Raw genomic sequence first — 20,041 nt, forward strand, 5'->3', positions numbered from 1 at the left:
CATTATAGTTCCTCCTCGTTTGGGGTTTCATTGAACAGATCAGATCATGACAGTCAGCAGATTCTCCCTGTAATCAATGCTCTTCAGGTCCGTCTCAATCACATCGAGATACTCGGCGGAATTCGAAATAATGACCGGCGTGGTCAGGGTATAGCCGGCCTCTCTGATCGCCGCTACATCAAACTCCATCAGCAGCTGGCCTTTTTTGACCAGATCTCCTTGCTTGGCCTTTGGGGTGAAGTATTTGCCCTTTAATTTGACGGTATCCTTGCCCACATGAATCAGAATATCGACCCCGTTATCACTGGTGATCCCTATGGCATGCCCGGATGCAAACAATGTGGTCAGTACCCCGTCTACCGGTGAGTATACTTTGCCTTCCAGCGGCTCAATCGCGATGCCCTTACCCATGGCTCCTGTAGAGAAAGCTTCGTCTGTCAGCTCGGACAGCGCTCGGACCTGGCCCTTCAGCGGACTTCCCACAGTCTCCTGCTTCACCAGCGTATTGCGCGGGGTGCCTGTGCTCTTGCTCTCTGCAGCCTCTTCATCCTTAAATCCGGAGAAGAATACCAGAATAAAACCTAGAATGAAGCTGATTACAATCGCCGCAATTGCCCCGTAGAAGCCTTTATCCATACCGTCCGGACTGATATAGCTTGGGATGCCGAAGATGCCCAGACCGCCGAGAATATAGCCCTTGGTGCCCATCAGACCGACAATACCGCCCCCGACTGCCGCAGCGACACAGCTTAAGACAAACGGCTTCTTGCGCGGCAGCGTAATCCCGTATATAGCAGGTTCAGTGACACCGAAGATGCCTGAGATGATTGCCGGAATAGACAATGACTTGAGCTTGACGTTCTTAGTCCGCAGCAGAATGGCCAGCACGGCACCGGTCTGGGCAAAGGAAGCCCCGAAGGAAGCTGCCAGAATCGGATCGGATTTCAGCACAGCCATGTTGTTGAGCGCAATCGGAACCAGACCCCAGTGCAGGCCGAAGATGACGAATACCTGCCAGAACGCGCCAACCAGCAAGCCTTCAATAACCGGACTGAGATTGTAGAGGAACAAGGTTCCCTCTCCCAGCAGTTGTCCTGCCCACGTGGAGATTGGACCAATCGCAATCAGTGCCAGCGGAACGGTGACGAGCAGGGTGAAGAACGGAACCAGGAAGGTGCGCACCACACTCGGAATCACTTTCTTGAAGAAGCTTTCCAGCTTAGAGCCTACAAAGGTTGAGATGATGATCGGAATAACGCTGGAGGTATACGACATCAGGATTACCGGGATTCCCAGGAACGTAATGTACACCGGGGATTCAAACAGCGTTCCGCTAAACAGCGTATAGAGCGGCTCGCCGGTTGCCATGGTGCTGCTAAATGTCGGATACACCAATGTAGCACCAATAGCCATTCCGATAAAGATGTTGGCGCCAAACTTCTTCGCCGACGTATACCCGAGGAAAATCGGGAAGAAATAGAACAGGCAGTCCCCAAGCGCATTAAGAATCTGGTAGGTACCCGAAGTATTCGTAATCAGTCCCAGCGTCACAAACAGGGCAGTGAACCCCTTAATCATTCCTGTTGCGCACAGCACACCAAGCGTCGGAGAGAATACCCCGGAGATCATATCGATAAACCTGTTGAACAGGCTTGTTTTACCGGCCGTGGCTGCCTCTGACCCGTCTTCCTGGAATCCGCCAGCAGCCATAACCTGGGCATAGACCTCAGATACATGATTGCCGATGACAACCTGATATTGGCCGCCGCTCTGGATGACTGTAACGATTCCATCCATATTTTTCAGCACATCTGTGTTCGCCAGTGTGTCGTTCTTAAGTTTGAAGCGCAGACGGGTCACACAGTGGGTTAATCCGTTAACATTTTCTTTGCCGCCGACATTCCTGATAATTTCATTCGCGAGTGCATCATATTTCATCCTAAACCCTCCCATTCCCGATTAAAAAACAAAAAACGAAACCACACGGCAATATTCTGCCGATTTGGTTTCGCCTGCATGACCAGTAACAATCCAAAGGTTTTATTCAGTTTGTCTTTGTGTTACCCGCTGAATGTGAATCGTCAAGTACAGTCTTTCCTCATCCAGAAGCCGGGTGTCCAGGTACTGCTCAATTTTGAGTACACAGCTATGCGCCTTTTTGTATTTGGTCCGTACCTGCTTAAGCAGAAAATCATCAACCGACTCCACCGCTTCCTTCTTGCGTGACCGCTGAAAAAAATACCGCAGATGCGTAATGAACCGTTCATAGCTGACCGAACTCTCATCAATCTCGTTGTTATAGGAATACTTAACAATATTGAGAATGTCATCGATCTGTTGCGTCTGTCTGGTGACATCAGCAATTCTATGACCGGAGCTGTTTATTTGCGCATTGATCAGATGCAGGGCAATATTGCCGGCTTCATCCTCCGGCAGGCGGATGCGGGTATAACCCTCAATGATCCGCAAGGCTTGAAGTGCGATACCATATTCCTTGGGATAACAGCGCTGTATCTCCCAGATGAGCGGATTGGTATTGCGGATCCCCTGGTCCCAGAGCCTAAGTGCATGGGTCAAATGATCCGTTAATGTAACATAGATATAATCGCTTAGGCGCACCTTCAGGGAATGCTTGGCATATTCGATAATATCGTAGCTTAAAGCTACATATTCGGCGGGCGCATCTGCCATTAATGCTTTGAATTTCTCCGAAGCATCATTCTGCTTCAGTACAAACGTCTTCTCAATCAGGGATATATCCACCGGATCGCCGGCGTTCTTCTTGAATCCGATGCCGCGTCCCATGACCACCAGCTCATCTTTGCCTGAATCCTTGGCAATAATGGCATTATTATTGAAAATTTTTTCGATAATCAACCCTCTGCCCTCCTTTATCCCGAATTTCATTCATCAATACAGGATGTAGACGGATTAATCAAGGATTCCCGCGGCGTCCCGCAGGCCTTAACATAAAGAAAGGCAAAACCCAAAACACGTGACCATGTTTTGGGTTTTGCCTTTTCAGTAACAATCCCAAATTCAGAATAGCACTCTATTTCACTTTTGGCAACAAAAATGTTTGCGCTTTCAATGAACGATTGTTCCGCCCGGATGATTGGAACATTCTTCGTATGTAAATAAGCAGAGGATTGATTTCCGGGTAATACGGAAATTAATCCTCTGCTTCATGTTACGGTTGAATAAGAACTTAAACGGATGATGAAGTGACAGACCGGGAATTTCTCCAGCGCAGCTTATACAGCTCCGGCAGTACGACTCCGATCAGCACCAGAACCACTCCGGTCCACTGCAGGCCGCTCACATGCTCATGCAGTACGAACGAGGACAGCAGCACGGCAACCGGCAGTTCAGCAGCACCCAGAATACCAGCCATGCCTCCGCCAATATGCGGAACACCGATGGCGAACAGGACTGGCGGGATAAAGGCGCCGAACAATCCAAGCAGGAAGCCGAACAGCAGCAGCTGACTCCACAGCAAACCGTTAAACAGGAAGTATGGCGGGAACAGGATGAACAGCAGCAGCAGGCCGCCGGTAACCATCCAGGCGCTACGGTAAGCCGGATGCGCAGCCGGAACGGCTTTGCCGCTGAAGATAATGAACATGGAATAGCTTACTGCAGATAACAGCCCGAGCATAAGCCCGAGTGCGTTAAACTCGGCAGCTCCCTGATTCAGAATTCCGGCTGCCAGCAGCGTTCCCCCGAACAGCAGGATCAAGGTTAGCACAGTGATCTTATCGGGGCGCTGACGTTTGCTTACAGCCTGGATCAGCACGCTGATCCAGGTGAACTGGAACAGGAGAATAATGGCGAGCGACGCCGGAATATACCGGAGGGACTGGTAGTACAGCAGACCGGTAACCACTGTTGGCGCGCCGGCGAGCATTAGCAGCAATCTGTGTTTCCAGGCCAGCTTCATGGCCGGAGCCTTGCTGACAGCAGCCGTGGCCGCAGTATTGGTACGGCTGCGCTGTTTGCGGTTCTCTCTAACCTTGGTATATAAGGCCAGCAGCCAGGCGAGAATGCAGCCGGTCAGCAGCTGGGTACCAACAACTTCGCCCAGCTTATAGCCTTCTCCGTATGCTAATACGACGATTGTGGATAAAATGCCGTAGCTCATAGCACCTATGAGCACGGAGATTAAGTATTTCATATCTTTCATTTCAATTATGCCTCCTGAATCTCTGTTGTGTCGGCCGCAACACGCAAATAATCCTAACTCCGGGATAGGGACCTGTGTAACAAAGTCCTTATCATCGTAGTTAGGAAGAGTAGGCTTCCTGTAGAAACCCTCGCCCTGATGTACCTGATGGCTGCGAGGTTATACGAGAACAATATGTAATTATCGGGTTGACGACTGTTCATATGTTACACGTCAAGTGAGCTGGCGTCAACCCTTAATTCTTAAAATTTGTGGTGTTACGGAACATAAACCTCTGTGACGGTATTAACCGTGTTATTGCTTACCGTAATCATACATGGAGGGGCGAAGCCGGTAAACTGCTCATAATACGCAATAAACTCCGCTTTGCTGACGCTTTGGAGCGATCCGGGATTCACACGGTCTATCAGCTTATACTCCGTTTCCGCCGTGACAGTGTAGAGATCGTTAATCTTATATTTGTTGAGGATATAGAATCCTCCCGGCAGATCCTCCTCCGTGATACCCAGGGCGGCAAAACGTTCAGAATCTTCAAGCGTCAGCCACTCCGCCTGATCCAAATTCAATGTGTCGCTGTCCATGGCAAGACCTGTAACGTAACCAAGGAAGCTGCTCACAGGTGCAATTGCAAAATCTGCGGCAGTTGCCTCATAATCTACTACAAGATTGTCTCTGGATACCGGCTGGCCCAGTTCAGTTCTGATATATTGAACCGCCACCTGAAGCGGGTCAAGCCATGCCTGTTCCGTCCCCGCATCAGCTCCCGCCTGCAGGCCGGCATAGTATGCAGCCAGAGTCTCTTCCGTCTCCGGTGTTTCGTAATACTCATTGCCGCGCGTATCCATCCAGCGTTCGACGGTCCAGATACCTTGCTCTCCCTGCTTCACAGGCTGGGATAATAACAGCTGGCTGGTCTCACCAGCGGTCAAAATAAATTTGACCAGGATATGATTGCCGCTGAATGTTTCATGCGGAAGTATGCCTTTCCCTTCGAAGAACTTGCGGAGAGCTGTTTCCTGACCGGCCGGCCGGGACATGTCGTTCTCCCCGCTCCTGATCTCCCCCAGATACTCCGGTATAGAATCCTGATAGGAGAATACAAGTATCGGCTTGCCCATACTCCCGTCTTCGGTAAGCATTCCGTCTTCTATATTTATATTTCCCAGCTGCATTAATTTGTCTGCATCATCCGGCTTCAGCCTGTATTCCAAAGCCCAAAGCTGCACAGGCGTATCCAGCAGGTGATCGAATTCACCGATGCGCTCAAATGTAGTGATGGTGCTATTCTCAAAAGTTAGATCCGGCACCGCTCTTTGATAGGAGGCAATATTCGCCTTAATGTATTGTTCTGCGTAATCCCTTTCAGTGAATTCTGCCTGCTGTCTGGGGTTGCCAAGCAGTCCCACGCTAATGCCGGCGGTTCCGGCAATACAGAGCAGGACTACCCAGAATGCGGGTTTGCGGTAATGTAAAATATTGCGGATCCGTCCTTTCGTACCACTCTCTCCAAAAGCAAGCGGCGAGCCGTAGGTAAAACGTCTCCCGGTTGACAAAGCTAACAGCGAAAGCGAATAATCCTGCTTGATTCCGCTGCCCAGCTGCCGGATTACACTCTCATCGCAGGATTTCTCCATATCCTCGCTCATCAGGAAGAATGCGAGCCAGACCAGCGGATTGAACCAGTGGATACAGAGTACTGCATAGGCTAGAGGCTTGATGATATGGTCAAATCTGCGGATATGCACCTGCTCATGCTTGATGATATAAGCCCGCTCCTGATCCTGCAGACCCGGGGGAAGATAAATCCGCGGTCTCAGCATACCTGAGACAAACGGGGTTGAGATCCGCCTGGTTTCATAGATGTTCCCGGATATGAGCCGAGCGTTCTCCAGCCTGCGTCTCAGGCGGATTGTGGCAGTCAGGCTGTGTACAAGCATAATGCCAATCCCGGTAAGCCAAATATACAGCGCAGTCTGGGCCCACGGATTACCGGAAGCCGGGCTGTCTGCAGATTGAGCTGTAGCAGTCACTGACTGTGATACAGCATTCACTGGCTGCAGGCTTGCAGCACCTTGGCTCTCCTCCGGTATCTGCAGGACTTGAGCGGACCGGGAATCCGGCAGGACTGCCCCTGCAGCAGCTTGTGAAGCCGTCAATTTCACTGAAATCTGTTGCGCCTCCGCCGGTATTAGACTGATGGCACTCTCGAAAGAGAACGGGCAGATCAGCCGAAACAAGACTATGGACCATAATGCATAGGAATAGATCTTGGGAACCCTGCGGAGCAGCAGCCGCATAAGGATTACAATTACAATACAGTAGCTGCCTGTAATAGTCATCTTCATCAGGTGTTCCAACAGCTGATCCACGGCTATTCCTCCTTATGCTCCTTGATTAGCTTCACAAAGGCATCTACTTCGCTGTCACTAAGCTTCCGGCTCCTGGTGAACGCCGCCAGAAACCTGGGCAAGGAACCCTCGAAGGTCTCCTCCACGAACTGCTTGCTCTGTTCTGCGTAGAAATCCTCTTTATTCAGAATTGCCGTAACTATGCCATTCCGGTTCTCACATATGCCTTTGCTCTCCAAACGCTTCAACATCGTATACGTTGTTGATTTCTTCCAGTTCAGTTCAGCCTCGCACAGCTTCACGAGTTCGCCTGAAGGAACCGGCTCATGGCTCCAGATCAGTTCTGCAAATTTGGACTCCATTTCGGTTAATGCATTTCTGCTCAAGTTATTACGCCCTTTCGGTCTACAAGTTGTAGACTCAACTGAGTTCAGTTTACAACTTGTAGACCGGAATGTCCAGAACTGAAACCCAGCCCGTTCAACGTGCCAGCAGCACTCATCTTATTGGGCTGCTGCAGTCCCCAGCTTCACTTCACCTGTGACTTTATTCCATTGCAGGCCTATACCCAGAATCCCGCAGATATCCTCCAGCGGGAATATTGTGCTATCGGGCAAGCTGCCTATTTTAAACTCACGGCCTGATTTCTTGCCATTGATATACAATTCGAGCGGATCGCTGACCTTAACCTGAATCGTCGAATTCCCGTAAACAATGGACCAGACAGTGAAATGATAATTGCCGAGCTTCGGATCCGGATTGGATATCCCCCTGCTGACCTGTACACCAAGCGCCTTGAATACACTGGTCAACGGAACATACAGTTTGCCGTCAATCACTGCTGCGGTTCCATAGAAATATAACGGCTTCCCGTTCACGGCGAAAGTTAGCGGATGCTGGACCGGTGCAAGGACATAACCCTCTTCATCCCTGGTTGTCGTACCGCTGCCAGTCGCAAGTCCCGAGTCAAAACCGTCCCCCCAACCGAGAAAAGCACCCTCTTTGCTCTGGGCAAATCCGAAGTTCCCGCTGCTTCCCCATATATTAGTGATGCCGTCTCCGTCTTTTACCTGAAACGGTTTAACCTGCGCTCCTGAGTTGTAATTCCATTGCCAGACTGTCCCATTCTTCTTCAGTACATAGAGCCGGTAGAATCCCGCCTGCAGCTGATAGACGCCGTTAAGATTGGCAACGGGTAACGTCGCTTGAAGCCCCTTGTTCCAGCGCAGGATCTGGCCGTCGCTTCGGAGCAGGAACACCTCACCTTGCGATGCTGCCATACTTGTTATAGAAGATGAAGCCAGCGTACCTACACTGACCGGATCACTCCCAAGGCGCATCCGTTTCAGGACACTGTTATAGATGCTTATCTGCTTCACACTGCCAGCCCCGGTAAGAAACAACGCATCGTTACCATTAATCACAGCGGATTTAATTCCTGAAACGCCTTCAAGCGCTTGATACCGGATCTGAACCAGCCTGCTGTCAGCCTGATCATAGGACGGATACCATAGCATTGCGGTCCCGTCTTTTTTCACAGCAATTCCCTTGGAGCCGTCCGTAGTCAGGAATGAAACGTCCTGAAGACCTTCGAGCTTAACCGGACCTTCCCTTCTTTGATCGGGCAGAATGGGGTCATTCGGAATGAAGCTGCTGTAGGCTTGACCCCAGCCCCATACCTCACCGCCCCCGCTGAGCGCGAAGGATGTATTCCCGCCTGCCGCCACCTGCACGATACCGCTTAGACCCTCCACTCTTCTGGGAACGTACTGATTAATGCTGGTACCGTCGCCGACCTGGCCTTGTTTGTTGTATCCCCAGCCGGTCACTGTCCCGTCGCTCCAGGCCGCAATTCCATGCGCAGAACCGCCGGATGCACTTACCACTTTTAACGCAGGCGCCGCAGCTGCTTCCTTGCCGGAAGGCAGGAATACGGACACCACCAGTATACATACTATGAGCTGAATTACTGTTTTACGTAAAAGCAAAGTCTTTTCCCCCTTGCACTCTTCTTTTCCCCATAATTATCCTATCCACTAGACTAGTATACTTCCAATTATTAGTACAGCACAGCGGGGAAATGTAAAATCCCAACATGCTAAACGTTACATGCACAGTATTTCTCTCCATTTACGAATCAAAAGGCGCAGTAGCTAAATATACTCTTGGAGGGGGTGTTAATCCTGAATAGTTCCGGACCTGTGAAGCTGCTGGGCGTAATTGCCGGAGTCGTCATTCTGAACATTGCTATCTTATCGCCAGGACTGCTGGGAATAGCTATCGGCGGGTCCAGTGCTCTTGAAACTGCAACAGGGGTAACCCTGCTCGTTGTCAGCCTGCTGATTGTGCTTTACGGGAGTTATACCCTGCTCTTCAAACGGGCAATTGTTCCCGCTGTCCCTCCTCTCGATTCACGGGAAGACTATATAGCTGAACTTTACCGCTACCGTAATGTGAGGGTACTGAAAGAGGATGTCGCCCTGGCCCTGGATCAGCTGGAGCGGATGGATAAAAAAAAGCTGACGCTGCTGAATGTTCTTGCCGGGCGTTTCGGGCGGGAGGAGCTCAGTTTCCGGAAGTTCCATACAGTGATTCAAGAAGTGGAGAAGCTCCTGTATCTGAATATCCGCAGTATTCTGAACAAACTAAGCGTATTCGATGCCGCCGAATTCTCGCAATTTACGGGTACAATTAACTCCGGCAGATTCACAAGTACATTCATCCAGAAGAAAAACGCCTTGTTCAACGAATATTTCACCCATGTCAAAGGCTGTCTGGCAGCAAACGAAGAGATTCTGCTGAAGCTGGACCAGCTGCTGCTGGAGATCTCCCGGCTCGGAAGTGCTGATTATGACGCCGCTCTGGAAATGCCCTGCATGCAGGAGCTGACCGCCCTGATCGGGCAGACGAAACTCTATCAGTAACGAAAGGAAGATGATTATGGCCGGGAAAGGCAAAACATTCATCGTACTTGGCCTCATCGCCGTGTCCGTCTTTGCGCTTGTCTACTTCGGAATCAGCCTGACCGCGAACTTGGGCAAATCCAAGACAGAGATCTCTGCAGAAGATGCGGATAAAAGGCTGAACAGGATCTATAAAGATATTAACGTGAGCAGTACCGCACCTGTAAAAGGGCAAATTGATCTTGATCCGGCAGCAGTCGGCGATTCATTGCCCGATATCTCCAAATTCCCGCTTTCTGTGAACAGCACAACGGACAGCTATGCCGAAATTTTCTCCTCGACCGAGAAATCCGGCACCGGCAACGACGGCTGGCTGAATGAAGTGGCCAATGACTTCAACGCTGCGGGTATCCTCGTGGACGGCAAGCCCGTCTCGGTCAGCATTCGTAATATTGCATCAGGCACAGCCGCAGATTATATCCGGTCCGGCAAATATGTGCCAGACGCCTACACTCCGTCCAATGAGCTATGGGGTGAAATGGTCAAGGCAAGCGGCATCTCAGCGGAACTTGTATCTGAGCGGCTGGCCGGCAATGTGGCCGGGGTGGTCATGAGCAGGCAGAAATATGATCAGCTGGTCGGCAAATACGGCTCGATTAATGTGAAGACGATCACCGATGCCATTGCAGCGAATGAGCTCGCGATGGGCTACACTGATCCTTTTGCCAGCTCCACGGGATTGAATTTCCTCGTGACTGCACTGGGCACGTTCGACAGTACGGATCTGCTTGGGGACAAGGCGGTTCAAGGCTTTGAGAAGTTCCAGGCGAATGTGCCTTTCATTGCCTCCACTACCCTGCAGATGCGGGACGCAGCGAAGTCGGGCATGCTGGATGCTTTTGTGCTGGAATATCAGACGTATGTCAATGCGGCAGATCTGACAAGCGGTTATGTGTTTACCCCCTTCGGGGTACGGCATGACAGTCCACTCTATGCACTGGGTGATTTGCCAAAAGAGAAGCTGGAGATCATCCGCAAGTTCGCCGAATTTGCCGTGCAGGACAAATACCAGACAGCAGCCTCAGACAGAGGCTTTAACGGTCTGAATGATTACAAGTCCGAGCTGGCTCCGGTGGACGGCTCCCTCCTCTCCTCAGCCCAGAAGCTATGGAAGGAGAAAAAAGACGGCAGCAAACAGATTGCCGCAGTATTTGTTGCTGATGTATCGGGCAGCATGGCCGGGGAACCGCTGAACCGGCTCAAGGAATCGCTGCTGAAGGGCCAGAAGTTTCTGGGCAAGGACAACAGCATCGGGTTTGTCTCCTACTCCAGTGATGTAACGATTAATCTGCCGATCGGCAAATACGACACCAATCATCAGTCCATGTTCGTTGGGGCGATCAATAGCCTGCAGGCTGCCGGCGGGACGGCTACTTTTGACGGAATGGTCGTGGCCATGAAGATGCTGAAGGAGGAGCTCGCGCTGCATCCGGAGATGAAACCGCTGATCTTCGTGCTTAGCGACGGGGAGACGAACGAAGGACATTCATTGGATGAGATCAGAGGATTGATTGAGAGCTACAAAATCCCCGTATATACAATTGGATATAACGCCAACATCAAGGCGCTGGAGAGCATTTCAAGCATCAACGAGGCGGCTAATATCAATGCAGATACTGAAGATGTGGTCTACAAAATCGGCAATCTGCTCAATGTGCAAATGTAAGTCCCATAATCCCGAAGGAGGGTTCCCATGTCATTCTCAATGGAAATTCCCAGCCCTGAGAAGCTGAAAGAGGCCGTCGAAGAGCAGGTGCAGACGGAGCCGGAGGAAGTTACGCAGCTGAAGGAACAGGCGGTCAATAATGTATCCAATATTCTTGCCCTGGATTTCGATTCACTGGAGAAACGCAAATCAGTGCTGCAGTCGATTGACAGCTTCGGGATGGGCACCATGCGCTCCTCTTCGGAGAAGAATTCGCTCCTGCAGGTATCTGTAGGTAATCTCTCCAAGACCGGTGATGAAGGCGGCCAGGTCGCCAAGGGATTAACAGAGCTGCATCTCCAGCTGAAGGATCTGGACCCGAGTGCAGTTGATTTCGCCAAAAGCGGCTTCCTGGGCAAGTTCTTCCATCCCTTGCGTAATTACTTCGCCAAATACCAGAAGGCGGATAGTGTCATCTCCGATATCATTCTGTCTCTGGATAAAGGCAAAAGCGTGCTGAAAAATGACAATATCACCTTAGAGATTGAGCAACAGACTCTGCGGGAGCTGACTAAACGGCTGAAAAAGGAAATTCAGCTCGGCATCCTGATGGATCAGGAGATCGAGACGCAGATTGAGGCGGCTAAGCAGCGCAGTGAAGACGAGGATAAAATCCGGTTCATCACCGAAGAAGTCCTATTCCCGTTACGTCAGAGGGTAATGGATCTGCAGCAGATGCTGGTGGTCAATCAGCAGGGGATCATGGCCATTGAAGTCGTAATACGCAACAACAAAGAGCTGATCCGCGGTGTGGACAGAGCACGGAACGTCACGGTATCTGCGCTCAAAATTTCGGTTACGGTCGCAAGTGCCTTATACAATCAGAGGATCGTACTCAAAAAGATCGAGCTGCTGAACCAGACCACCAACAACCTGATCAGCGGCACCTCCAAAATGTTGAAAGACCAGGGCGCGGCCATTCACAAGCAATCGCTCGAAACCAGTATTTCCGCTGACACCTTGAAGCAGGCGTTCACAGATGTCCTGTCTGCGCTTGATTCTATCAGCACCTATAAGCAGGAAGCCCTCCCCAAGATGCGGGAGACGATCAACCAGTTCCGGGAACTGGCGGATAGCGGCGAACAGCAGATCCGGCGGCTGGAAAAAGGCAGTACGCTGGGGTTATAGCACTACTGTTGTCAGCTTAAAATAAAGGATTGGACTGAGCTCCGAAATCAAAACAGCGACAGTCAAGGACGCTATTTCCTGTCCTTAGCTGTCGCTGTTTTGATAGATAACGTTTAGCGAACTATATAATAATTGTAATCCTGTAAGCATTCCCCCCCAAGATTGGACATGTCTGTACCCCAAAAGTGCAAACTGTTGCATTCACCGCAAGAATTGGAAATCGCGCACGAAATACCAGGAATCTGAGTAACTAAACGGTACCGTCGCTCTTCAGCGCTAGACTATAATCACCTCCTGCCCGAAACAGCTGGAGTATAGGCAGGCGTTACCGCCACAACGGAATACCGTCAGTACGTGATACCTCAGAAGCCGGCTTCATTTAGTTTAACAGGGATGCCAAATTCCATTTCCCACTGTCCTGCCGTATGGTCAAGCGAGTTGGGGAAGAAAATTTCCAGGGCTGGTCTCGTGACGTCCCATACATACGGGCTTAGAGGAAGCCACTCGGTGGAGACTAAGTGGAGCAGATCTCTCACCGTATCCGGTCTGTCTTTCAACTGCACAAGGGCGTACTTGCCTCCGGGAATCGTCCGGACACCCAGATCGCCAGTCGGTGTCATCCGGTGCTCCGTTGTAATACAAGCATCGTACCTGTGTCTGCCATCCGGCGTGATGTAAGGGTCGTCTAAGATGAGTCCGACAGTTAAGCTGTCTTTATTCAAGGCTTCTCTCGCGACCAACCATGAGGCTACATGCTCAAAGAGCCCTGTAATATCCGAATTAATCCTTCCTTCATTGATAGTCCCCCTATATCGGGCATAAATCGTATTCATCGGAGCAAGGCTCCGAATCTCGATCGGAAGCTCTGCCAGCTTGCCGGACAGTTCGGTGGACTTCTCTAAGGTGACTTTAGCCCTAAACCGTTCTGCGATCGTCCGCAGACGAAATCTGTCCCGGTATTCAGAAGCGCTCAGACCGGTATGCTTGCGGAATACTCTGCAAAAGTGGGCCTGAGTTTGCAGACCGCAATCCAAGGCGATATCAGTTATACTTCTACCTGGATGAAACAATAACAGCTTAATTGCCTTCTCAATGCGGATCCGCTGGATAAACCCGTGCACATTCTCATCCATCACCGTTTTAAACACCCGATGAAAGTGATAGGGTGAGTAGGCACTCACGTCCGATACTTCTTCAAGGGTTAATGGCTCCGTAAGATGCTCTTCCATGTAGTTGACGACATGGTTGATCCGGTACCGGTATTCCAATTCCAAGGCTTTTGCTGCCACAATCCGTTTCCCTCCTTTCCTTTTTCCTATTCATAGATTCAGTCTTTTTTTATTATAGCAAGAATTGTTAATTCGTTAGCAAGAAATTGGAAGACGATACACGCCCATTACACTACCATAAGGGAGTTCGAATTATAAATTTAAGGGGTGTGTTACTCTATGAACAAATTATTCAGCTTTGCTAAGCTGGCCATGGTGGCTGGGGCATTTTGTCTGATCCTTGCCACTTCCGCTTGCTCTTCCGAAAAGTCCTCAACCTCCGTGCCATCCCTCAACAGCTCCAAGGTGATTAGCTTGCCTAATGGGGAGTGGCAGATCGGCACTCCAGAGCAGGTTGAGATGGATTCCAAGGAAATCGAGGCAGTGATGCAACTTGCCAAGAAATCGGCGGTTCTTTCCATGCTGGTTGTTAGAGACGGCACAATCGTCTCCGAGTATTATAAGGATGGCATGCCGGATTCTATGCTGGCTGTAAACTCCATCACTAAGAGCGTGACTTCGCTCTTAATCGGGATAGCTATCGATAAAGGCTATCTGAAAGGAATTAATGAGCCGATCGAGGCATTTTTTCCCGAATATAAAGATTCGTTCGATTCATCAGCTAAGAAATCCATTACCATGGAGCATCTGCTCAGTATGACAAGTGGCTTGCATTTCCCGGAATGGACTGAGTGGAACTATATGCTCAAACCTATGACAGAGACCAAGGATTGGAACCAATTTATACTTAGCCAATCAATGGATGACGCCCCAGGTATTATTTGGAATTATAATACGGGCGGTTCCCAATTGCTGGCGGCGATTATCAGAAAAACGACTGGAAAATCCGAACTCGATTTTGCCAAAGAGCATCTGTTAGGTCCTCTCGACATTAATAGCGTAGAGTGGCCTAGTTCACCGGATGATTCGAATTCAGGTGGTTTCGGACTGAAGATGAAGCCAAGGGATCTAGCGAAGATTGGCCAATTGGTGCTTAACCATGGCATATGGAATGGTAAACGCATTGTATCGGAGGCATGGATCCAGGATACGACCACTCCGCATTCGGAGGGAAATATTAATTTTGGTAATTATGGTTTACATTGGTGGATAAATCAGTACAGCGGACATAAGGCCATTTTCGGTATGGGTTATGCCGGCCAATATTTGACACTCGTACCCGACCTTGATCTAGTAATTGTCGTAAACTCGGCTTTCTCCAAGAATCCCCAGGATACCCTCCTCCCCATTCAGTTTATCGGGCGCTTGGTCAAAGCCGTGAGAACAGATTGAGGAAATCCTAAGAATCGCCCTACAACTTTCATTCGTTTGAAAATGTGATTATTAACTTATGGAGCACCGGGATGGAACAGCCAACCAAGAGACAAATAATCAAGAATGTTATCTAATGTCATTTTTTCTATTGATAGTCAATATTGTAATGTGTCATTTGTACAGACTGCTCTTCGATTACATATTATTCTATAAAACATTCCATTATCCAGCCGATTCCCCTCAGTCCTCCAGAGGTAAATAAGAAGACAAAGGGGGCTGAGCTATGCGTTGCCATAATATGAAACCGCGGATTTCCGTACAACCAGCCATCTGATTATTGTCTCTCTTCTTCCTGTTCTTAAGCTGCGCCACCTGGTCTCCCCGGTCCTCTGCAGCCGGCTTCGCCGCTTCCTGGCCCTACAAGGCAGATGTTATACATAGCCAGCAGATGGTTGTTGTCGAAGCGAAGTCCATCCATTCCCAGACCGGCCAGCTGTCGCTTCAGCAGAACATCGGCGGGCAATGGCAATCCGTCCTCTCAGGAATACCCGTCACCTTGGGCAGCAAGGGCATCGGCAAAATCAAGGAAGGTGACGGGCGGACCCCCTCCGGTATCTACCGCCTCGGCTCAGGTTTCGGATCAGCAATGAATCCCGGCGGACTTCGTATCTTCTATACAAGAACGTCTAATCAGGATTACTGGGTCGATGATCCGTTATCCAGCCAGTACAATCAATGGGTGAATTATGCCGGCAATCCGGATCAGCGCTGGCGGTCTTATGAGCGGCTCCAGCAGCCCCTATATAAATACGCTATCATTCTGAAATACAACGATGATCCGGTTATGTCCGGCAAAGGCAGCGCTATCTTCCTGCATATCTGGAGAGCCGCTGGCAAGCCTACTGCCGGCTGCATTGCCATGTCGGAGTCTAATCTCCTTCAGCTGATGAGGCTGCTTGACCCTGAACTTTCTCCGGCCAGTGCTATTGGCATATCCGGCTGATACAAATCCGGCAACTTTTTTAACAAATATTGGTTTGTATATCCTTCCGCACTAATGTATATTTATACAGTTACTGTAATGAATATACCTGTGCCAAGGAGGGATACCACGATGCATTTTCTGGATATAAGCCAGCTCACCGCTGAGCAGATCCTTGAAATATTTGAATTAACCGATCAGCTTCGTTACAGAAGCCCGGAGCCTTTACTTGAAGGAAAAACGATGATTCTCTTCTTCCCCGATACCAGTCTGCGGACCCGGATCAGCTTCGAGAAAGGCATCAGGGACCTCGGCGGAGCCTATATTACATTTCCGCCGGAAGCCCTGGACAAGAAAGAATCTCCCGGCGATATGATCCGCTATCTGGAGAACTGGGGTGACGGGATTATCGCCAGATATCCCGAGTTGTCCAAGCTGGAAGAGCTGTCGGCGCACGCCTCGATTCCAGTCATTAATGCCATGACAGCGCACAATCACCCCTGTGAGATTCTGGCTGACCTGTACGCCCTGCGCTCCATCAGAGATAACTACCGGGAACTGACCTACACCTTCGTAGGTCCGGCAGGCAATATATCCAGAAGCTGGATGGAAGCCGCCAAGGCTCTTGACCTCTCTTTCAATCATGTATGCACGGCAGGCAAAGAGATGGGGACAGAGAACCCTAATTATGCGTTTCACACCAGTCTGGACAGCATTCTGCCGGAGAGCGACGTTATTCTTACCGATTCTTTGCCAGTGACATGCCTGACCCAGGAGTATCTTGGCGCCTATCAAATTACCCTTGAGCGGATGAAGTCTGCCAAACCGGATGCCATCTTAAATCCTTGCCCCCCATTCTTCCGCAATGAGGAAGTAAGTGAAGATGCGATTGCTTCGCCTTATTTTGCCGGGTTCGGATTCAAGAAAAGCCTGATCTATCTGCAGCAGGCCATCCTTATCTATTGTTTATCCCACTAACTGCAGAGCAGTCTTCAGGTAGCTTTCAATTTGAGGTGTGAAGCGGTCATCCGAGGCATCAAGCATAGACAGCAGCTTCTGGATTATTTGCAGAATAACGGCTATCCCCGGGCCCCTCCAGCAGCACATTCTCATATGCTTTTTTAAGTGCAGGGTCAACAGCTTCATCCTCATAATCATAAGCCGGAGTGTTGTCCGTCCCATAGAACGTTCTCGACACTGCGTATCCCAGCTCTGTTTGGACAACGCTGACCCGGTTGGACTTCGGATAGTTCTGGACAAAATCCTCCATAATTACCGCCTTGGCTATAATCTCATCCCACGTAATGACGATACCGGCATCGTAGGTTGCCGGGCGGTTGCTCTCTGTGGCCATGAGATCCATATAAGCTGCAATATCTTTTGCAATATACGGTTTAAACGCTTTGAAGCCCTCATAATGCATAATAGGATAATACATCCCCTCACTGGTCTCGATTTTATAACCCGTATCTCTCAATTCTATTAACAACTTCCGGATATTGGCCTCCTGAACCGAGCTCAACAATCCGCTGTATGTTAGCCCGCTCTTGGCTGCAGCTCTATCAATTACTTGCTTAATACACGGCCTCCTTCTCTGAGAATGCTGCCGCAGTGGCCTGAGGTGTAGAATTTCCTGTAACAATGCTGCCAAAGATCAGAACTAGGCCTAGTAAAGCTCCTTTACACCATACCGGCAAATTGAAATGTAATCTTCTCATCTGCTAACCTCCCGAAGAATAGATGTCTGTCTGATAGCTGAACTTAAGTTTAGCTATTCTCTTATTACCCGATTACCGGATAAGATGCCTCCGGATGGCAGAATTTGAGCTGTTTGCAGAAACCGGCCGCATCGCTCCAGGCGGATAATATTTACATACCGGCTGCGGTGTGAGAAGATATCTTTTGTTTTTTGGCAAAAAAAGTGAGAAACCGCAGGCCGTCCGCGCGTCTTATAAGTAAATACGTCCATTTGGAGGCAATAGATGAAGGAACAAGACAATGCCGAAATCATAATTACCGAGGTGCTGGCCGGAAACCGTGAGGCCTTTGCTATACTGGTAGACCAGTATAAATCCGGTTTATACCTTCTGCTGCTGGGCCTCGGTGCGAGCCATCAGGATGCGCAGGATCTGGCGCAGGATACTTTCATTCAGGCCTATCAGAAGCTGCGCAGCCATAATGAACAGTCCAGCTTCGCAGCCTGGCTCTACGCCATTGCCATCGACCGGTTCAAATCACAGAAGCGGCGCAAGGCATTCTCTTTCTCGGGAGGCTCCATTCTGGAGGAGATGGATCAGGCCCCGACACCTGAAGAGCGGTATATGATCAAGGAAAACAAGCTGGAGCTGCAAAAAAAGCTGGCCCGGCTTCCGGAACGCTACCGGATCGTGCTGCTGTTGCGTTATACCAATGAATTGACTTATGAGGAGATTGCCGCCATCACGGGAATTACTTTGCATCAGGTGAAGAACCGTCTGCACCGCGCCCGCTTGAAGCTCAAAAAACAATGGCCGAAACCGAAGGAGGATTCCAATGAAAAAATCGGATTACCGCACACACGATAATGTGGCAGATGAGAAAATGCTAATGTCTCTGTCCGGTTATGATGATCATCAGATGGATGAGGATTTCACGGGGCGTGTTATGGAGCAAATCCGCCAGACGGAGATTTTGCCCGCATCAAACGGGTCCATGGCTGGCTATACCAGCAATCCCGGCCGCAGAAGGCTCCGGCGTAATGTACTATGGGCAGGCTTGGGTACAGCTGCCATTGCGCTGGCGGTCCTGCTGTTCCTGCTCCCGGACTTATCTGCTCTACAGCAGATCCAATCCTCCAAATCCCAGCGGCTGCTCATACTGCCTTCCGAGTGGAGTGACCATCACCTGCTGGAAGCCAAGAAAGCCGGGGTAGTGAAGCTGCCTGATATTGAGGTCACGGATCAGGGCTATACGCTGACGCTGCAAGAGGTTGTTGCCGACCCGAACCGGATGATTCTAAATCTGAGAATCACCGATGCCAAAGGGCAGCCAGATGAAGAAATGATGAGTATGTTTGATATCACCCAGCTGCAGCTCCGTAACGAGGAAGGGCTAGAAATAGGAGACCTGCAGGGCATCAATCATATGAGTACTAAGCTTGGCCCCGATAAGTTCAGGATTGAATATCTGTTATTAACCTATTATTTCAAAGGAGAGCAGCCCGGGGATACCGTGTTCATTGAAGGGAAGGTTCATGAGCTGATGCTGGACTACAAGACCAATGATAGGATTTCGGGGAATTGGAGCTTCAGTTATGCTGCAGACATGACAACCGCCAATGCTCTGACCGTGATCACTGATATGAGTAAATACAGCTACACCACACCTCAAGGGCTGGAAATTCTGATGAAAGGCATCACGCATTCTCCTGCCGGTGCCAAAATTGAATTCAGTACCCTGCTGAAGGATGAGCTGGCCTCCCAAGTTCCGGAGAACCGCAGGGTTAATCTGGGTGTCAGGTATCATTTCGAGAATGCCAAAGGTCAAATCGTGGGATCACTCATTAATACTAAGTATGGCGGAATGTCTGAGATGTACAGCGACGGTCATGATCTCCAATTGAACTGGAGTTACTACTTAACGGAACTTCCATATCTCAGCGAGCCTATTTATTTCGTACTCGACGGCTTCTCCATCCCTGTTGAATCGGATGATTCATTAACGTTCAATCCGGCGCTGCTGAAGACAAAGCCTGCAGTCTTTGCAGCAGAGGGCGATATCTTGAATGTGAATAATATAAAAATCACAGAGACTCAGACCTTGCCGGGTCTGTCGGCCTGGATGGCTGTCAGCGGCAAATTCAGCAATGAATTCGATATGGACAAATGGATGGCCCGGGACGGCAATGGCACCGAGTATGATGTAATCCGCTGGGGTTCCTACCGGGAGGGGGATCTCGTTACCTTTGGCCAGAGCAGTGGGAACTCCGATCTTGTGTATCTGATTGTTGACGGTATGAAATCCATCCCGAAGGAGCTGACGCTAATCCGCACAGTCACAGACAAACTCTTCAATGACGCCGACTGGAGCTTCGAATTGCCTCGCTCGGCAGCAACTTCACAATAATTTCCGCGTCTATTCCTAATAATAGGGATTCCTCATCCCAATAATAGGAAATGGATGTGAATCTATGAACCGCAGTATTAGGCTA

16 protein-coding genes and 1 riboswitch are annotated in these 20,041 nt (G+C 49.9%); of the genes, 8 read left to right on the forward strand and 8 right to left on the reverse strand.

Annotated elements, in window-relative coordinates:
- Positions 1-39: 39 nt before the first annotated feature.
- The 6 genes from NSU14_RS16040 to NSU14_RS16065 form a co-directional block, all read right to left on the reverse strand.
- A complete protein-coding gene (locus NSU14_RS16040) occupies positions 40-1,938 on the reverse strand; it encodes a beta-glucoside-specific PTS transporter subunit IIABC (protein WP_076244810.1) in 1,899 nt (632 codons plus the stop codon).
- A 102-nt stretch (positions 1,939-2,040) separates the two neighbouring features.
- Entirely contained in the window at positions 2,041-2,877 is an 837-nt protein-coding gene (gene licT / locus NSU14_RS16045) for a BglG family transcription antiterminator LicT (protein WP_340946177.1), read from the reverse strand.
- Positions 2,878-3,208: 331 nt separating this feature from the next.
- Complete coding sequence (locus NSU14_RS16050) at positions 3,209-4,174, reverse strand: EamA family transporter (protein ID WP_076244989.1); 966 nt, start codon at positions 4,172-4,174, stop codon at positions 3,209-3,211.
- A gap of 86 nt (positions 4,175-4,260) precedes the next feature.
- A riboswitch (purine riboswitch) is annotated at positions 4,261-4,370 on the reverse strand.
- Between the two features lie 70 nt (positions 4,371-4,440).
- Complete coding sequence (locus tag NSU14_RS16055; protein ID WP_340946180.1) at positions 4,441-6,552, reverse strand: M56 family metallopeptidase; 2,112 nt, start codon at positions 6,550-6,552, stop codon at positions 4,441-4,443.
- Between the two features lie 2 nt (positions 6,553-6,554).
- Entirely contained in the window at positions 6,555-6,893 is a 339-nt protein-coding gene (locus NSU14_RS16060; protein WP_218639456.1) for a BlaI/MecI/CopY family transcriptional regulator, read from the reverse strand.
- Positions 6,894-7,034: 141 nt separating this feature from the next.
- Positions 7,035-8,519: a stalk domain-containing protein gene (locus NSU14_RS16065; RefSeq protein WP_076244800.1), complete on the reverse strand. Its 1,485-nt coding sequence runs from the start codon at positions 8,517-8,519 to the stop codon at positions 7,035-7,037.
- 213 nt (positions 8,520-8,732) lie between these two features.
- On the opposite strand from NSU14_RS16065, the gene NSU14_RS16070 reads away from it, so the two are divergent.
- Genes NSU14_RS16070 through NSU14_RS16080 form a run of 3 tightly spaced genes read left to right on the forward strand, consistent with a single transcriptional unit; the run spans position 8,733 to position 12,327 of the window.
- Positions 8,733-9,455, forward strand: coding sequence for a hypothetical protein (locus NSU14_RS16070; protein ID WP_340946185.1), 723 nt, complete (start codon positions 8,733-8,735; stop codon positions 9,453-9,455).
- A 16-nt stretch (positions 9,456-9,471) separates the two neighbouring features.
- Complete coding sequence (locus tag NSU14_RS16075) at positions 9,472-11,160, forward strand: vWA domain-containing protein (RefSeq protein ID WP_340948953.1); 1,689 nt, start codon at positions 9,472-9,474, stop codon at positions 11,158-11,160.
- Between the two features lie 27 nt (positions 11,161-11,187).
- Positions 11,188-12,327 carry a toxic anion resistance protein gene (locus tag NSU14_RS16080; protein ID WP_042136815.1) on the forward strand — a complete coding sequence of 380 codons (1,140 nt, stop codon included), beginning with the start codon at positions 11,188-11,190 and terminating at the stop codon, positions 12,325-12,327.
- Between the two features lie 362 nt (positions 12,328-12,689).
- Here the strand turns inward: NSU14_RS16080 and NSU14_RS16085 are convergent, their stop codons facing one another.
- Positions 12,690-13,616: an AraC family transcriptional regulator gene (locus tag NSU14_RS16085; protein WP_083705572.1), complete on the reverse strand. Its 927-nt coding sequence runs from the start codon at positions 13,614-13,616 to the stop codon at positions 12,690-12,692.
- 159 nt (positions 13,617-13,775) lie between these two features.
- On the opposite strand from NSU14_RS16085, the gene NSU14_RS16090 reads away from it, so the two are divergent.
- From NSU14_RS16090 to NSU14_RS16100, 3 genes are all read left to right on the forward strand, one after another.
- Positions 13,776-14,888 (forward strand): serine hydrolase domain-containing protein, encoded by a 1,113-nt coding sequence (locus tag NSU14_RS16090; RefSeq protein WP_083705571.1) that lies wholly within the window; start codon positions 13,776-13,778, stop codon positions 14,886-14,888.
- 319 nt (positions 14,889-15,207) lie between these two features.
- On the forward strand, positions 15,208-15,873 hold the full coding sequence (locus tag NSU14_RS16095; protein WP_256703902.1) for a L,D-transpeptidase family protein: 666 nt from the start codon (positions 15,208-15,210) through the stop codon (positions 15,871-15,873).
- A gap of 111 nt (positions 15,874-15,984) precedes the next feature.
- Positions 15,985-16,830, forward strand: coding sequence for an ornithine carbamoyltransferase (locus tag NSU14_RS16100; protein ID WP_042136811.1), 846 nt, complete (start codon positions 15,985-15,987; stop codon positions 16,828-16,830).
- Positions 16,831-16,888: 58 nt separating this feature from the next.
- Here NSU14_RS16100 and NSU14_RS16105 read toward each other — a convergent pair whose 3' ends face one another.
- The gene (locus tag NSU14_RS16105) at positions 16,889-17,341 is read right to left on the reverse strand and encodes a hypothetical protein (RefSeq protein ID WP_144026100.1); all 453 of its coding nucleotides are present in this window, start codon (positions 17,339-17,341) and stop codon (positions 16,889-16,891) included.
- A 493-nt stretch (positions 17,342-17,834) separates the two neighbouring features.
- Here NSU14_RS16105 and NSU14_RS16110 point away from each other — a divergent pair, with 493 nt between their 5' ends.
- Together NSU14_RS16110 and NSU14_RS16115 are read left to right on the forward strand one after the other, a co-directional pair.
- On the forward strand, positions 17,835-18,416 hold the full coding sequence (locus NSU14_RS16110) for an RNA polymerase sigma factor (protein ID WP_340946192.1): 582 nt from the start codon (positions 17,835-17,837) through the stop codon (positions 18,414-18,416).
- Positions 18,385-19,956, forward strand: a complete 1,572-nt coding sequence (locus tag NSU14_RS16115) for a DUF4179 domain-containing protein (protein WP_340946193.1) — start codon at positions 18,385-18,387, stop codon at positions 19,954-19,956. Before NSU14_RS16110 ends, NSU14_RS16115 begins: the two co-directional genes overlap by 32 nt.
- Positions 19,957-20,041 lie beyond the last annotated feature (85 nt).

Source organism: Paenibacillus sp. FSL R10-2771 (assembly GCF_038000205.1).
Lineage (GTDB): Bacteria > Bacillota > Bacilli > Paenibacillales > Paenibacillaceae > Paenibacillus_AQ > Paenibacillus_AQ phytohabitans.

Coding starts and splice junctions, on each gene's coding strand:
- NSU14_RS16075 (WP_340948953.1), top strand. CDS start 9,472: ATGGCCGGGAAAGGCAAAACATTCATCGTACTTGGCCTCATCGCCGTG.
- NSU14_RS16040 (WP_076244810.1), bottom strand. CDS start 1,938: ATGAAATATGATGCACTCGCGAATGAAATTATCAGGAATGTCGGCGGC.
- NSU14_RS16100 (WP_042136811.1), top strand. CDS start 15,985: ATGCATTTTCTGGATATAAGCCAGCTCACCGCTGAGCAGATCCTTGAA.
- NSU14_RS16110 (WP_340946192.1), top strand. CDS start 17,835: ATGAAGGAACAAGACAATGCCGAAATCATAATTACCGAGGTGCTGGCC.
- NSU14_RS16060 (WP_218639456.1), bottom strand. CDS start 6,893: ATGGAGTCCAAATTTGCAGAACTGATCTGGAGCCATGAGCCGGTTCCT.
- NSU14_RS16050 (WP_076244989.1), bottom strand. CDS start 4,174: ATGAAATACTTAATCTCCGTGCTCATAGGTGCTATGAGCTACGGCATT.
- NSU14_RS16090 (WP_083705571.1), top strand. CDS start 13,776: ATGAACAAATTATTCAGCTTTGCTAAGCTGGCCATGGTGGCTGGGGCA.
- NSU14_RS16115 (WP_340946193.1), top strand. CDS start 18,385: ATGAAAAAATCGGATTACCGCACACACGATAATGTGGCAGATGAGAAA.
- NSU14_RS16080 (WP_042136815.1), top strand. CDS start 11,188: ATGTCATTCTCAATGGAAATTCCCAGCCCTGAGAAGCTGAAAGAGGCC.